This is a genomic window from Agarivorans sp. MS3-6, from assembly GCF_054112545.1.
In genome coordinates this window covers 992,566-1,008,298 of record NZ_CM134202.1, presented here as the reverse complement: position 1 = coordinate 1,008,298, position 15,733 = coordinate 992,566, and the positions used below count along the sequence as shown (strand labels likewise).

The window sequence follows — 15,733 nt, the reverse complement described above, 5'->3', positions numbered from 1 at the left end:
GTATTAGCACCTCAAGACAATAAAGTACTGATTAACATCAACGCCTTAATATCCTCCTTAAAACGCAGAACTTCATTAAATTTTGTGACCAAGTTGACTGACAGCGCATAGTTTAGCTTGTAACAAACCCGCTTTGATTCAATGGTCTATTATCATTAGTAGACATAAACCTAAGATAAGCTCGTGGTCAGCTTGTTGTCGTTAACGACATAATATTCGGTGAATGATTTGACTATATGGAAACGATTTTTAGCGCTAGGGAGTGTGTTTTTTGCCCTAACGTTACTGGCAAACTGCACCCTCGCATCGGGCCTAAATTTAAGTGTTGAAGAGCAGCAATGGATCGCAAATCAAGGGGAAGTATTAGTTGCCCCTGATGCAAACTTTTTCCCCTATGCGTTTATCAACGACGCAGGCGAGTTCGAGGGGATCTCGCGAGACTATCTCAATGAAATTGAAAGGCTAAGTGGCTTACGATTTAAATACCAAGTGGGCTTACCATGGTCAGACATGCTGGAGGGTTTAAAGCAAGGGCGTTTTGACGTAATCCCGATGATGTTTAATGATCAGGAAAAAGAAAGTTTTACCTATTTTTCAACTCCTTATCTGTTACATACCGAGTACCTTTTTACCCTAAAAGATAGTCCTACATTAGTCTCTATTGATAGCGCTAGTGGGAAAACCTTAGCGGTGATAAAAGGTTACGAGCAAACTAATTGGTTAAAGCTGCATTACCCCAATATTCAGCTTAAATACTATGAAGAGCCCGCCCATTGTTTACGGGCGGTGGCCAACGGCGAAGTGTATGGCACCATTGGTGAGCTGAGCTCTACCTTATATATAAAAAATAAGCTGCGCTTAAATAATATTAAAAAGAACACTGTAATTAGCGAGCGGAAAAACATCGCTATTTCAATGGGGGTAGCAAAGCAGTCACCATTATTACTGTCGGTAATTAATAAAGCGATTGAACATATAGATATAGAAACCCGTAATCGCATCTCAGGCCATTGGCTTACCAATAGTTCTTCTCAAAAAATCATGAATGGCGCTTTTGGTTATGGCCGTGCGCCTTACATGTACGATCAGAGTTCTGAAGTAGGGCTAGAATATGAAATAGTTCGCCAAGTGTTATCGTCGATTGGTTACCGAATTGAAACGGTAGAACAGTTGCCCACATTTCGCGGTCAAACTATTTTGAATGAAGATCAGAGTTTAGACTTCTCTGCAGGCGTACTAGAGCAACAAGATGGTTTGTTTTATTCAGACGATATCGTTGAATTTAGCAATGTTGCCGTCACACGTAAAATGGATAATTTGGATATCACTTCGCCCAGCCAACTTAGCAACTACACGGTGACCAGTTTTGGTGGCGCTAAGCAATTATATGCCTCTGAATTTGGTGCCAGCTTGCTAAAATCTTCTAGTTTTCGAGAGCAGTTGGTTCAAGAATTGTCGTTGGCCGAATTTTTCTCAGGCGATGCAGAGGTATTAATCGCTGATGAAGAGTTAGTCAAGTGGACCATTCGTAATTCAGGCATGACCAATAGCCTGGTTGATGATTATAGGTTTCATCGTATATTTGCTAACCCTAATGTGGGTTATAAGGTGTCTTTTCGAGATGAGCAAATTCGAGATTTATTTAACCAAGCTTTAATAACCTTAAAACAGAGTGATGACTACGAGCAGTTGGTGCAACTGTATTTGCAATCCAATTTTATTCATCAAATTAAACGTGCCAATTTAATTGCTGATTTAGTAGCGCCTTATATTTTTCATAACAATATTAAAAAGCTGAGAAGTATTCTTAGGGTATTTTTCAAAAGCTCTAACATCAAAGCTATTTCGGTGAGTTCAGATTCGCCTCGAAAAGTTATTTTGCAGTTACAAGAGATCGATGGCGAGTTACAAACGGTAGACGCAATCCAAGTTTCTCAACTGAGCCGTTTATCTAAAGAAAGCTTTTTCTTGCATAACGATAGTACTGATAAAGTAGGCCGTATTACTTTTTACGCGGAAGCAAATACACCAGAAAAAATCATCTCAGCTAATGTGCCTGATTTACGGCAATTCAGTGACCTAAACGGTCCTGAGTTAGCAGAAATGCGACTCACTTATGAACGTCATGAACTATCGGGACAATTGCTTAATTTAAGTGAGGCTGAACAGCAATGGATCAGAGACAACCCAGTGGTTAAAATTGCGGTAGACCCAGCGGCACTGCCTTATGAGGCCTTAGACAGCGATGGTGAATATATCGGCATTATTGCTGACAACTTACAATTGATTAGTGCCAGTACCGGCATTGTATTTGAACCGGTGGCGGTGGACTCTTGGGAGCAATCATTAAAGCTTATTCATCACCGCAAAGTAATGCTGGCATCTGCGGCTTTTGGCAATAGTCATCTTGAATTGGATTACCTGACCACACTCCCTATTATCAAAAGCGAAGTGAGTTACGCAGGCCTTACACAACGAGGGTTTATTAACTCGTTAAACGATTTGAGAGGAAAGACTGTAGGTATCATTAAAGGTGCCTCTCAAACCGCCTCGTTAGTAGAACAAAGCCCTGACATCAATTGGGTTTATCCTAAGTCAACGGAGCAAGGTATAGAGCAGGTTGCAAGTGGTGATATTGACGGTATGGTTGATACTGTTTTAGTACTCAATTATATGATTCAAACCCGCGGCTATAGCAATTTGGCGGTCACTGGCGACTTTGATAAAAGCGTAGCCTCTACGTTATACGCGCTTAAAAGCCAGCCTTTACTCCAATCGATAGTGAGTAAAGCAATCGCCGCTATTACCCAGCAACAAAAGAACAGTATCACCTCTAAATGGGTACCTAACAAAGTCATAGAAAAAATCGATTACACCTTAGTGTGGCAGGTCGTTATTGCTGCCGTGATACTGGTACTACTGGCGCTATTTTGGAACCGAAAATTAGCCGGATTAATCAAAGCGCGTGAGCAGGCTGAGCAACGCTTACAAGAGAGAGAGCAATTGTTGTTTGATATGCTCAACTCAGCCCCGATCGGGGTGGCGATTGTCGCCGATAACCATACTTTGTTTTCAAATAAAACGGCTAGAGATATGTTTGGTGTAGCGGCTGAAGATCTCGACCAGTTCTCGATTAGTGATATCTATAGGAACTTAGAGCAGCGAGAAGTCTGCTACGATAAATTGCGTCGGGGGGAAGCGGTAGTCAATCAAGAAATAGATTTCAAACGCACCGACGGTAGCCACTTTACCGGCTTCGCTAATTACCTGAATACCGAATTTAAAGAACAACCGGCAGTGTTATTTTGGTGTTATGACATTTCTGAAATGAAAGACTTGAATGTTCAATTAAGCCACGCTATCGAAGAAGCCGATAATGCGAACCAAGCTAAGTCTGATTTTTTAGCGAATATGAGCCATGAGATCCGCACCCCAATGAATGCCATTATTGGTATGACTCATTTAGCATTAACCGCAGAATTGGATCGCAAGACCCGCAGTTATCTTAATAAGGTGTCGCATGCTGCTGCCTCCTTATTAGGGATCATTAACGATATTCTAGATTTCTCTAAGATTGAAGCGGGTAAATTAACCATGGAATGTTTAGATATCAGCATCAACGATATCTTACAAAACCAGCTAAATTTAATTGAGCTTAAAGCCCAAGATAAAGGGGTAGAGGTTCTCACCCTAATAGAGCCAACCGTTCCCAATAATTTAATGGGCGACCCCTTGCGCTTAGGCCAAATATTTACCAATTTGGCGAGTAATGCGATTAAATTTACTGAGCAAGGAGAAATCGTTTTTTCAGTGACGGTCATTGAGCAAAATGAACAGCAAGTTAAGTTGCAGTTTTCGGTCAAAGACTCTGGTATTGGCATTTCTCCAGAGCAGCAACTAAAGCTGTTTCAATCTTTTACACAAGCTGATGCTTCTACTACCCGTCAATACGGTGGTACCGGTTTAGGCTTAACCATTTGTAAAAGCTTAGTAGAATTAATGAACGGTGAAATTTGGTTAGAAAGTACGCTGGGAAAAGGCACTGATTTTATATTTACCGCATGGTTTACCTTAAACCCTGAGCGACCTCGCTTACGCAGTTCAGTAAATGCTAATAGCCTCAACGATATGAGCATTTTGGTGGTGGATGACAATGAAAGTGCTGCAGATATTATGGCGTCCATTGTTTCTTCATTTGGCCCTACTGTTAAAACTGCTCACTCTGGTACTGAAGCTATCGCTTTAGTCTCTGCCGAGCCTGAATTATTTGATATAGCAATAGTAGATTGGAGCATGCCTGATATGGATGGTATTGCCACCTGTGAAGCCTTGCGCCAAGAAGCAGGTAGTCATCCCATAAACTTCATTATGGTGTCGGCCTATGATCATGCTCGGTTTAAAGCGCGTAGCGAAGAAGCTGGCGTGAGTTCATATCTGGCTAAGCCGATTACCGCCTCTGCGGTATTTAACGAGCTAGTTCGTATCAGTGGCCGGGATATTGCCTTATATACGCCACTCTCCACGATTAGCGATAAGTTATCTCAAGCTAAAGAAAAGCTTGATGGCGCCCATGTTTTATTAGTTGAAGATAATGAATTAAACCAAGATTTAGCACTGGAGCTACTTACTAGTATAGGAGTGAGCTGTGAGTTAGCCGAGAACGGTCAGATAGCGGTCGATATGCTTCAACATCACCAGTACGACGGGGTGTTAATGGATATACAGATGCCGGTATTGGATGGCTACTCTGCCACTCAGCAAATAAGACGCTTTAATAACGACATCGTGATTATCGCAATGACAGCAAATGCGATGAGTGGAGATCGCGAGAAGGTTATTAGCGCAGGTATGAACGATTATATTAGCAAACCCATTGATGTAGACCTGATGATCACCACATTGGCAAAGTGGGTTAGTGCGTCGGGACTCAAACATAAGCATAGGCTTTCAGTGCCTGCGGATGATGTAACACTTGGTGAGCTGAAGAATTTAGATACTGTATTTATCGATCAACAAGCGGGTTTAGCGACCTGTAATGGAAACGCCAGCCTTTATAAAAAAATGCTCTCAAAGTTTGCTGTTAACCAGCAGGTTTTTATTAGCCAGTTTGAACAAGCCGCTGGAGAGTTTGATTGGGAATTGGCTACGCGCTTAGCGCACACCTTGAAAGGTAATGCTGGCAATATTGGTGCTATTACCCTTCAGGCTTGTGCAGGAACACTAGAGGCTATCGCAGAATCAATTGCACCCGGACAGCCAGGCGAGCGGTTTGACAATAGCAATGAGCGGATCCAAACAGTAGTGGGTGAACTGGCTATCCATCTCGCGGATGTATTGAACGAGATAGACGCGTTGTTGCCTCAGTCAAAAGACAATCCCCCATCTATGAATAAATCTCAGCAAGGCGCGGAAAGTGACAGCCAAATAGCATCCAACCTGCTAGCACTCACTGAGGCAGTGGCGGGTTTGGCTATTCAGTTAGAAGAATATGATGCTGATGCGGTAGACCTTATCGAACGGCTTGCCGAATTGACATATCCCGAAGCCATTCAGCAGCAACTGGTAAAAATGAATAAGGCGGCTGCAGAATATGATTTTGAAACCGCTGCCGAGCAGTTAAACGAATTACAGAACTTATTAAGCTAAGCTGAATCATAGCTTGGGCTTTACCCTGCCAAGGCTCTCTGTTCAGTTGATTTAGTTAGACTTAACATTTTAGGAGCAAGTAAATGAATCCATGTAAAGGCTATGGCTTACTGTTTGTTGTTACTGGTTTGCTTGGTATTAGTTCAGTGCAGGCATTTCCTAAAGCCTCAATCAGCAATAATCAACAACTGTTTGCTCAATCCATTATTTATCATTCCTTAACCGGGTTTTGCCGCGTTGATCCGGCCAATCAATCATTGAGTGACGATTTTCAACAATGGCGAGTTAGTCATCAGCAAGAGATTAAACAAGGGCGTGAAGAGGTAAGCAAAATGGCCACTGAACAGCAAAAAACTATGGATTCTGTGGTCGCCAATCTGATTCATGTTGCAGAGCAGGAATGGGGGCAAATGCAAGCCCCTCAGCGCCAACAAAAGTGTCAAGACTTACACGCTTTTCTCACCGATAAACCGATAAAAAAAATGGCTGCTCACTGAGTGTTTTCTAGATGGATTTTAGTTGGTAATGCGGTGTTATTTGGCTGCGCCGTATATGTTCGTCCACATCTAAGTCTCTTAAAAAACCGTGTTGAGTCACCAGCACGGTTTTAAAGCCCATCGCATTCCCCCCCAAGATATCGGTATGTAGGGTATCCCCAATCATCGCAATACGTTGTGGGTTAATGTCTCCTAGCCCTTGTTTGATTCTGCTTAAGGCTTCTTCAAAAATAGGCGCGTAAGGTTTGCCAAAGCAACGAACGTTAGGGTAAAGCTCATCGGGAAGGGTTAGGGTATAGCTGCCAGGCTCTTGCGAAACCCCACTTTCTAATGGAGCGATTAAATCTGAGTTACCCACCCAAACGGTGCGCGGCTGGCGGTGAAGTTCCTCAATAAAACGTTGCTGAAGCTGCTCGTTCCAAGCCTGCCCGCTTAAAAATAAAAACTCTTCGGCCTGCCAAAATGCGTCGTCTTCTGGATATAAACAAGGTCGTTGAATAGATAAATGAAATTCAGGTAGGGTGATTACGCCTAAACGAGAATGACTTTGTAAATCCATGTATTGCAGCAGAACTTCTCGGCTGTTGACTATTTCTGCATCGCTAAAGTCAAACCCGAGTCGAACAAACTTATTGAATAACTGCTGCTTGTTTTGGGTAGCTGCGTTAGTGACTACCAGCACCATTTTTCCCGCTTCACGTAGTTTGGTAATTTGTTCTTTGGCACCCTTAATTGCGGTGCCGCCAACATTTAACACACCGTAGGCATCAAACAAAAACACATCAATCTGCTCTATAATATCGGTGATGCTATTGATGGTTTGGCAGTTGGCCACCGCTACATTTTGGGGCATGCGTTCAGGGATACTTAAGTAGGCGTTAAATGCCTCTGACGGGCTGTAAAACATGGTGTAAAACCTCAGCAAAAAATAGAGCGCTACTGTGGCAGATTTTTGTGAAAATTTGAATAGTTAACCAAGCCTTACTGGATCTTAGCAGCGTTAAGGTGAGTGAGTAACTAAATAAGCGTCGTCCTACCGAGAACTTTGAGTGCAGCGAATAAATTACCGTCGACTGCAAACACCTTTAGACGGCCATTTAGCACTAATTAGTACGCTATATTGTCGATGAATAGTTAAATTAAATGGAATTAAATCAATGGAAAATGCAAGCCAAAAGTGTGGCCAATGCCAGCCATTTACCCGAACTCCAGATAACGCAAAATATTTGTGCGGTGCCTGGAAATAACCCACTAGCGCTGAACGAATAGCGTGCGACTTTTGTTCCTAAAAACCGCTACGCAACACAAACGCGTTATTTTGCTATTCTCTGCTTGGTTTCCGCCTCACAATCATTACACTCAAGCCTTTGATTTCTATCTAGAGTAATTATGCCTTATTTATTATCAGTGACCCTGTTATGGGCCTTTTCGTTTAGCTTAATTGGGGTTTACCTTGCAGGCCAGGTTGATGCGTGGTTTTCGGTATTAATGCGAGTGGCATTAGCTACTTTGGTGTTTTTACCTTTTTTAAAACCTACACAAGTAAATCGTTCTCTAGCGCTCAAACTAATGTTGATAGGTGCGATTCAATTAGGCTGTATGTACGGTTTTTATTATCAGTCATTTTTGTATTTGTCGGTACCTGAGGTATTACTGTTCACCGTAATGACGCCGATTTATGTCACCTTGGTAAACGATGCTTTTGAGCGTCGTTTCAATTCGCAGTTCTTGGTGAGTGCTTTGATCGCAACTTTAGGTGCCGTTGCGATTCGTTATCAAGGTATTGACCAAGGTTTTATTACTGGCTTCTTATTGGTACAGGGGGCAAATCTGTGTTTTGCCTCCGGCCAAGTGGCTTATAAACGTCTAATGGCAAATTCGCCTCAGCGGCTCACTCAACAAACGGTATTTGCTTGGTTTTTCATTGGTGCTTTAGTGGTTGCTCTAGTCGCTTATGCTCTGTTAGGAAACAGCGCTAAATTACCGAGTACCGTCACCCAATGGGGGGTGCTTATTTATCTGGGTACCATTGCTTCTGGTCTCGGATATTTTGCATGGAATAAAGGCGCTACTTTAGTCAATATTGGTGCTTTGGCTGTTGCCAATAACCTGCTTATACCGGCCGGTATTGCAGTCAACTTGCTTATATGGAACCACGATGCCGATGTGTTGCGGCTGAGTATTGGCGCCGCCATTATATTAGCCGCCTTGGCGCTTAATCAGCGCTGGGCTAAGGCTCGAGGATTAATCTAGTGGTTCGCTATTAACCGTTAGTATTAATCCCTTGATGGTAGATGCTTAGGCGTGTGGCTTAGTAGGGTAAATATTTAGTTCAGAGTGCTGTTATAATGCGTTTATGCATGCACTCTCACTTGTTTGGCTTTAGGAACTCTTATGAAAGAATTACAACAAAACAACCCCTTGCATGGCGTTAAACTTGAAGTCTTACTTGACGAGATTGTTGCGCACTATGGCTGGGAAACGCTGGCCTTTGCGATGAATATGAATTGTTTTAAAAACAATCCTAATACGCAGTCTTGTCTTAAGTTCTTACGCAAAACCCAATGGGCGAGAGAAAAGGTGGAGGCCTTTTATTTATACCGTTTTAAACATCTCCCTCGTCCTGATGATAAGCAGTATGCTCTACCGCCTAGAGACCGTATTGTACCGGCTGACCAAAAACCGCGAGCACCAGTTGTGATTGATATAACGGCAAAGCCACAACTACAGAATAAACCGAAGCCTAGATCTAGAACCCAAGCTAAAACCAACTACCGCGCTAAGGTTGCAGCAAAACCTCGCCATCAAGAGAATGATTCAGCCACTGAAGAGGGCAAACCTTTTGACCCATGGGCTTCTTCTCCAAAGTAGTTCTTCTCGATGAGTTGGGGGCAGAGACACTTGATTTCAGGTATGATTCGCTCACTTTTCAGTATTGGTTTAGGGCGCTAATTAGCTGTGCCCTCATTATCACAAGATTCGGTTTTAAATATGCAACAAGTATCGGTTCAAATTGGTCTGGTTAATCCTAAAAGCCCCAGTAACGTGGGGTCGGTCATGCGTGCAGCTGGGTGCTTTAGCGCTGAGGCTGTATTTTACACTGGTCAGCGCTATGCGCGCGCCGCTCGATTTAATACCGATACCAAGAATCAGAGTTTGAATATTCCGTTAAGCGGCGTCGAAGATTTAACCGAACAGGCCGCCGCTGGGGTGAAAATTGTTTGCATCGAGTTAGCCGAAGGCGCAACTCCACTGCCCAATTTTAAGCATCCCCAACAGGCGCTATATATTTTTGGCCCAGAAGATGGCTCGATTAGCCAAGCGCTGGTGGATAAAGCTGACGAAGTGGTTTATATCCCTACTAAAGGCTGCTTAAACCTAGCCGCTACGGTTAATGTTGTGTTGTACGACCGTTTAGCTAAATCAGAGCAAGTGCTGGGTGGTGATGAATTAATCCGCACTAGTCGTGATGTCAATAATCGTCTAAAGGCTAAATGAAGTATAGGCCTGCTGGTAGGTACTAAGTACTTACCAGCATCGAGATCTTACTTTGCTGATTTTCCGCGCTGTGCTTGACGTAGCTGTTGTTTTTGCTGGCGGCGTTGTTCGCTGTGTTTGGCCGCCTCCATACCTACATGTTGCTCACCACGTTGCTTGGCTAATTGCACTTGTTTTTCACGTTCTCTAAAACGTGTTTTTTGTTCGCTAGTGAGCGCGTCACAACAATGCGGGCAGCTTACACCTTTTTCAAATTTAGGGCTTTGAAGGTCACTAGGCGATATTGGCATACGACAGCCACTACATAGCTGGTATTGCCCCTGCTGTAATTGATGATCTACGGTAACCCGTTCATCGAAGACGAAACAATCACCTTCCCATAAAGATTCTTGCTCTGGTACCTCTTCAAGGTACTTAAGAATCCCACCTTCTAAGTGGTAAACCTCAGCAAAACCTTGCTCTTTTAAGTAGGCGGTTGATTTTTCGCAGCGGATCCCACCAGTACAAAACATCGCGACTTTTTTGTGTTTTTGTGGGTCTAACTCCTCAGCAACATAAGCCGGAAACTCTCTGAAGGTCTCTGTCTTGGGGTTTACGGCATGTTTAAAGCTGCCTAGCTGCACTTCGTAATCGTTGCGGGTATCTACCACTAATACCTCTGGATCAGCAATTAACTGGTTCCAGTCGCTGGGTTTTACATAGGAGCCAACCACATGGTTTGGGTCTATCCCTTCAATCCCCATGGTAACAATTTCTTTTTTGAGTTTTACCCGAGAGCGATTAAACGGTTGCTGCTCGCTAAAGGAACGCTTATTTACAATGTTAGTTAAACGCGGATCGGCTTCTAGCCATTGCAACACCGCTTCAATAGAACTGGCTGGCCCGGCAATAGTGCCGTTAATCCCTTCTTCGGCTAGCAACAAGGTGCCTCGAACTTGCTGTTGTTTCATTAGCTCCAGCAAGGGAGCTTGTAGTTTTTGGACATTATCTAAACGAACGAACTTATAGAGGGCACAAATAGTGATTTGGCTCATACCGATTTCCTTTGCCGACCGGGGCGTAATCCCGAAGCACATTTTAAAAAAAGCCTATTGTAATGAAATTGCTACCAAATGCAGCTCTTATGTAGCGAGGGGGTGTGTTTATGTTGCACTAATTTAACCAAGGAGGAGGCTAAATCTGTGTGCTAGTCCGCTAAATCGATGTTCTATAAACACTAGTGTTTTTGCTGCAATGCGTGTGGCGGCTATACTGTAGGAATTAACTAACATGGAATAGGTTGAGTAGTATGTCTGGTGTTTTAGCCTCTGTGGACCAAAGAACCCAGCTGGTGGGCGAAAACCGCTTAGAATTGTTGATATTTAAACTCAACTCAATGCAGCTGTTTGCGATTAACGTGTTTAAAGTGAAAGAGGTGGTTAAACTACCGCGAATGAATAAGCTACCTGGCTCCCACGCTCATGTTTCGGGCGTGGTGAACATTCGTGGGAAGTCTATTCCAGTGATTGATCTGCGAGCATCGATACGAATGCCACCGTCGTCAGTTGCGGGTGATTGTAATCTGATAATTACCGAGTATAACCGTACTGTGCAAGGCTTCATGGTGGGCGAAGTTATGCACATTGTGAATACCTCTTGGAAGGATATTTTGCCGCCGCCTTCTACGGTTGGACGGGGTAACTATTTAACCGCTATCACGCGTATCGAACATGAAAATGCCAACCGTATAGTAGAGATAATTGACGTAGAAAAAGTTCTCGCAGAGATTGTTAGTTATAACGTAGCCATTTCTGAAGAAGTGTTAGATAACGAGGTGGCTAACCAACTAAACGGTAAGCGGGTATTGGTGGTTGATGATTCATCAACTGCCAGAGGGCAGGTAAAGGCAACCTTGAGCCAATTGGGTATGGTAATTATTGAAGCTGAAAATGGCTTACAGGCCCTTAATATGCTGAAGGGGTGGGCCGATAGTGGCAAATCGGTATATGACGAAATCCTATTGATGATTACTGATGCCGAAATGCCTGAAATGGATGGTTACCGCTTAACTGCTGAAGTTAGGGGGGATGCCCGAATGGGCGAGTTGTTTATTGCTCTCAATACCTCACTAAGTGGCAGCTTTAATGAAGCGATGGTTGAAAAAGTAGGCTGTAATCGCTTTATCTCTAAATTCCAACCTGACCTTCTGGTGGATGTCGTACAGCAACGAATGCGCGAATCTCTCGAATAAGGCATTTATTCGCGAAGGGGCGGCTTTATCGATAGCAAATTTAACTGGGCAGTTCTCAAAATGACAAACTAAATAACCACCAAGACTAGACTTTAGTCTCGGTGGTTATTTTTTATCCGGCGAATAAGTTACTGTAGACAATAGATTTATTGAATTTCATTGAAGGTAGAATCAGATGATCGGATATAGTGGATGGCGGGTATTTGTTGCAAGCTTCGTTGCTATCATTGTTGTATTGAATACCGCACAATGGTTGAGTACCACAAGTATTATATTGCCTGTTCAGCTGATGATTGCGCTTGTACTTAGTGGTACGGTGACGCTGTTTACTCTGCGGCAAAATCAGCAATCTAGATTGATGACAGAACAACATCAATCTAGTGATTCTATCGACAAATCTGCTACCAGTATCAGCCGTTCAGCAAGTAAAATAGCGATCGGTGCTGCAGAGGTTTCTTTTTTTGTTGATGGTTTAAATAAGGCTGTCGACAAAAATGGCGAGCATGCCAGCAGTATTGCGGTGGCAGCAGAGCAATTAAGTCATAGTAGCGAAGGACTGTCAGAGCAAGCAGATCAAATACTCAGTGGTGCCAAGCGAGCTGCTCTAGATAGCCGTCATGGCCAGCAACATGTTGTCACCGGTATGGAGGCGATTAATGATTTAAGTGCTGATGTACATCATGCGGCTGAAGAAGTGCAGCTACTGAAGGGGAAAACGGACCAAATTCAAACTATCACTGATGTGATTAATTCAGTGGCTGAGCAAACCAACTTGTTGGCATTAAATGCGGCTATTGAAGCCGCCAGAGCGGGTGAGCAAGGCAGAGGGTTTGCGGTAGTGGCCGATGAAGTAAGACATTTAGCAAGCAAAACCGCACAGGCTACGAGTGATATTGCCAAAATGTTGTTGGAAATTCGTAGCGATACCGATCGCACCTCAAATTTAATGGGACAAGTGGTAACCAAAACAGCGACTGTTTCATCAAGTATAGAGCAGTTAGAACAAAGCTTTACCCAAATATCGAGCGGATCACAATTAGCCGTTGATGCGTTAGAAAATATAGACAGGTCTTTACACGAGAACAACCAAAGCACTAGTGATATCTCTCAGGCTATTGGACAAATAAGCCAATCCTTAAAAACAACTAGCGACCAGAGTGAAATAATATCTAGTCAAGCATTTAGTTTATCGACTACCACAGAAGCCATATTTAAAGCCTTAGATGGTTATAAAGTGGATACCTTTGATCAACACGTTCTTGAAGAGGCAAAAGCCGCGGCATTAGCTTGTGGGCATTGCTTAGAAAAGGGCTTAGCGAAAGGTGCGTTTACTGAACAGCAGATCTTTAGCCCTAGCTATAAAGTCATTCCTAACACTAACCCTGCCAAATTTTCGACAGCATTTGATACTTATACAGACCAACATTTTCCCGCGGTTCAAGAGCCAATTTTACAGCGACATACCGCGATTATTTATGCTGGGGCCGTTGATAAAAAAGGTTATTTTCCGACTCATAATCGGTGTTTTTCTAAAGCTTTAACCGGTCGCTATGACATTGATGTCGCTAATAGCCGAACGAAACGTATGTTTAATGACCCTACGGGTATTCGTTGTGCTACTAATAACGATGGTATGTTGCTGCAAACTTACAAGCGGGATACCGGTGAAATTATGCATGATTTATCGTTTCCCATTTTGGTTAATGGTAAGCATTGGGGCGGATTTAGAATTGGCTTTAAAGCTGAAAGCTGAATGTGAGTAAAGATAAAAACCAGCCATTAGGCTGGTTTTTATCTTTAGCACGGATTATTTTTACTTAAAAAACAGTTGGCTAAATGGGTTTAGCAGTGAAGCTAAACCTGAGGTGAAATGCAAGGGTGCATCCAGCAAGGTTAAGCACAAACAGTCTTGGTTCGCGGCTGTTCTGGGAGTGTGTTTGTTCTCAGCGTTTTGAATAATGAAGTCACCAGGTACATAAGTTCCTGCGTCATCAATAAAAGTACCCGCCAACACCAAGGTAATTTCTTGTCCCTGATGGGTATGTTCAGGCAAGGCGCTATCTTTATCCATATAGATAAAATTCATCTTGCTATCACTGACTGCATCAACGCGCGCACGTTGAATTTTACCTGGCAATCTTCCCCAAGGGCCAATGTGTTGAGGGTGGGCCTGTAAAGCACGCGGCAGAGGGAAGCGTTTATTACCCAAGTTAATCTCTTGTTGTAATTGAGGTTTGGCAGGCTCAATCACCGTATCGGGACTTTGTTGCATAATCATTTGCAGCATTGAGTCCAACTCACTGTTCATAGCATCAGCTTTAGCTTCTTCAAGCTGAGTCGCTAATTTTTGCTCAACAGCGTGAACGGCTTGACGACACGTTGAGCAAAACTCTAAATGGGTACTGACCATGATGCTCATTGCTGGGTCTAACTGACCGGCAGCATATAGGTTAAGACTTTGCTCAACCGGATGAAATTGAATGCTAGTCATCCAAAACCTCCTTCATTTTTTTCAGCGCTAATCTGAGGCGACTTTTCACAGTGCCCAGCGGTAAATTTAAAATTTCAGACACTTGTTGCTGGGATTCGCCATGCAAATATACGCGCCTAACAATGTCGGCTTGCTCTTCAGGCAAGCGAGTGATTAGCTGTTTAAGCTCTTCACTCACTAGCTCTTGGTCTTCAGAAGCAATTTTTTCTGCGTCTTCTTCTTCACTAAGAATCGGCCATAGGTCATCACCTTGAATCCAGTTTTGTTGGTGCTTGCCTTTTCGCATCAAGTCAAACTTTACGTTTCTCGACACTGAAAAAATCCAAGTCATGGCATTACCTTTACTGGCGTCATAGAGGCCTGCCTTCAACCAAAGCTTGAGCATAGTCTCTTGCACCATTTCCAAAGCAAGAGATTCGTTTACAAATTGCTTACGGGCTAAATTGAGTAAGCGAGGGGCAACTTGTCGGAATAACAGGTCATAACTTTTTCTGCATTGCTCGCTAGCTATGTTGGACAGCAGCAAGGCAATTTCATCGTCTTTATTGGACGTAGATACATGACTAGTCATGGGGCTTTTTATACCGCCGATTGTCGATTGAGATCTGTGTATTTCCATAATGCCTAAATCGTTGTCGGATTGATAACTGATTAACGGGGTAGTTGATTAAAACGATCACTTTGTCTCAAAATAAACCCTAAATAACGAATACATAACGAAGCAGAAGGCGACTTAAGCAAACGCTGTTTGGTGTTGATAGGTAAAGGCAGAAGCTCTAACCAACGCCAACAAAGGCTTTTAACTTGGTTGTTTTCAAGCTCTTGATTGAGATTAGTAACCTTCAATTCTGGGTAAGTGACGTTAATTTTCTGCAGCGTTTGCTGTAGGTCCTGCACATTTTTGTGCTGAAGCATCATCGGCCATAGCTCACAGGGGGTGGCTTCAATGGTTTGAGTCATCCATGTGGAGCAAAAAGTAGGCGCTTTAGAGGTAACCACTCCCCAGCTCAAAACGGTAAAGTCTACTGTTATACGCGCTTGGCTCAACCAGTCGATATGCTTGATTTGAGCAAAACTAATAATGTCCTGTGGTTTTACCGCACATCTACCCTTACTGTCTTGAAAGGCTAACCACATACCGCCGGCTTTTTCTGCCGCGCGCAGGCTGGCTATGAACGCCATACCTTCGCCGCTTATTTGAGCGTTGCGTTCCGGCATAAAATGTTCTCTGCGGATAATCAGTGGGTACAGCTGTGGTTGACGCAAGCAATCTTCCTAAAAAAGCGGGGTTTGATAGGTATAACGTACTAAAAGCAAAAAAAGATGAATGATCTTTCTTAATATCTGTCACGTACTATTATTAACAATAAT

The 15,733-nt window shown here is 43.2% G+C and carries 13 protein-coding genes; 8 read left to right on the top strand and 5 right to left on the bottom strand.

Annotated features, from left to right (window positions below; translation table 11 throughout):
* Positions 1-228 precede the first annotated feature (228 nt).
* Together ACVFI8_RS04680 and ACVFI8_RS04675 are read left to right on the top strand one after the other, a co-directional pair.
* Complete coding sequence (locus ACVFI8_RS04680) at positions 229-5,646, top strand: response regulator (protein ID WP_457873145.1); 5,418 nt, start codon at positions 229-231, stop codon at positions 5,644-5,646.
* Positions 5,647-5,729: 83 nt separating this feature from the next.
* Positions 5,730-6,143, top strand: coding sequence for a hypothetical protein (locus tag ACVFI8_RS04675; protein WP_248714615.1), 414 nt, complete (start codon positions 5,730-5,732; stop codon positions 6,141-6,143).
* Positions 6,144-6,150: 7 nt separating this feature from the next.
* Here ACVFI8_RS04675 and ACVFI8_RS04670 read toward each other — a convergent pair whose 3' ends face one another.
* A complete protein-coding gene (locus ACVFI8_RS04670; RefSeq protein ID WP_248714616.1) occupies positions 6,151-7,050 on the bottom strand; it encodes an HAD-IIA family hydrolase in 900 nt (299 codons plus the stop codon).
* A gap of 236 nt (positions 7,051-7,286) precedes the next feature.
* Between ACVFI8_RS04670 and ACVFI8_RS04665 the strand changes: the two genes are divergently transcribed.
* From ACVFI8_RS04665 to ACVFI8_RS04650, 4 genes are all read left to right on the top strand, one after another.
* Positions 7,287-7,412, top strand: a complete 126-nt coding sequence (locus ACVFI8_RS04665; RefSeq protein WP_256469331.1) for a hypothetical protein — start codon at positions 7,287-7,289, stop codon at positions 7,410-7,412.
* 120 nt (positions 7,413-7,532) lie between these two features.
* Entirely contained in the window at positions 7,533-8,396 is an 864-nt protein-coding gene (locus ACVFI8_RS04660; RefSeq protein WP_248714617.1) for a DMT family transporter, read from the top strand.
* A gap of 141 nt (positions 8,397-8,537) precedes the next feature.
* A complete protein-coding gene (locus ACVFI8_RS04655) occupies positions 8,538-9,014 on the top strand; it encodes a VF530 family protein (protein WP_457873144.1) in 477 nt (158 codons plus the stop codon).
* 120 nt (positions 9,015-9,134) lie between these two features.
* Positions 9,135-9,641: an RNA methyltransferase gene (locus ACVFI8_RS04650; RefSeq protein ID WP_457873142.1), complete on the top strand. Its 507-nt coding sequence runs from the start codon at positions 9,135-9,137 to the stop codon at positions 9,639-9,641.
* A gap of 47 nt (positions 9,642-9,688) precedes the next feature.
* Here the strand turns inward: ACVFI8_RS04650 and trhO are convergent, their stop codons facing one another.
* On the bottom strand, positions 9,689-10,675 hold the full coding sequence (gene trhO / locus ACVFI8_RS04645) for an oxygen-dependent tRNA uridine(34) hydroxylase TrhO (protein WP_248714620.1): 987 nt from the start codon (positions 10,673-10,675) through the stop codon (positions 9,689-9,691).
* Positions 10,676-10,929: 254 nt separating this feature from the next.
* Here trhO and ACVFI8_RS04640 point away from each other — a divergent pair, with 254 nt between their 5' ends.
* Positions 10,930-11,871 (top strand): chemotaxis protein CheV, encoded by a 942-nt coding sequence (locus tag ACVFI8_RS04640; RefSeq protein ID WP_248714621.1) that lies wholly within the window; start codon positions 10,930-10,932, stop codon positions 11,869-11,871.
* 175 nt (positions 11,872-12,046) lie between these two features.
* Positions 12,047-13,624 carry a methyl-accepting chemotaxis protein gene (locus tag ACVFI8_RS04635; RefSeq protein WP_457873141.1) on the top strand — a complete coding sequence of 526 codons (1,578 nt, stop codon included), beginning with the start codon at positions 12,047-12,049 and terminating at the stop codon, positions 13,622-13,624.
* 60 nt (positions 13,625-13,684) lie between these two features.
* Here ACVFI8_RS04635 and ACVFI8_RS04630 read toward each other — a convergent pair whose 3' ends face one another.
* The 3 genes from ACVFI8_RS04630 to ACVFI8_RS04620 are packed head-to-tail and all read right to left on the bottom strand — an operon-like array spanning position 13,685 to position 15,628.
* Positions 13,685-14,362, bottom strand: coding sequence for a ChrR family anti-sigma-E factor (locus ACVFI8_RS04630; protein WP_248714622.1), 678 nt, complete (start codon positions 14,360-14,362; stop codon positions 13,685-13,687).
* The gene (locus tag ACVFI8_RS04625) at positions 14,355-14,981 is read right to left on the bottom strand and encodes a sigma-70 family RNA polymerase sigma factor (RefSeq protein ID WP_457873140.1); all 627 of its coding nucleotides are present in this window, start codon (positions 14,979-14,981) and stop codon (positions 14,355-14,357) included. Before ACVFI8_RS04625 ends, ACVFI8_RS04630 begins: the two co-directional genes overlap by 8 nt.
* Before the next feature lie 32 nt (positions 14,982-15,013).
* Positions 15,014-15,628, bottom strand: coding sequence for a hypothetical protein (locus tag ACVFI8_RS04620; protein WP_457873138.1), 615 nt, complete (start codon positions 15,626-15,628; stop codon positions 15,014-15,016).
* Positions 15,629-15,733 lie beyond the last annotated feature (105 nt).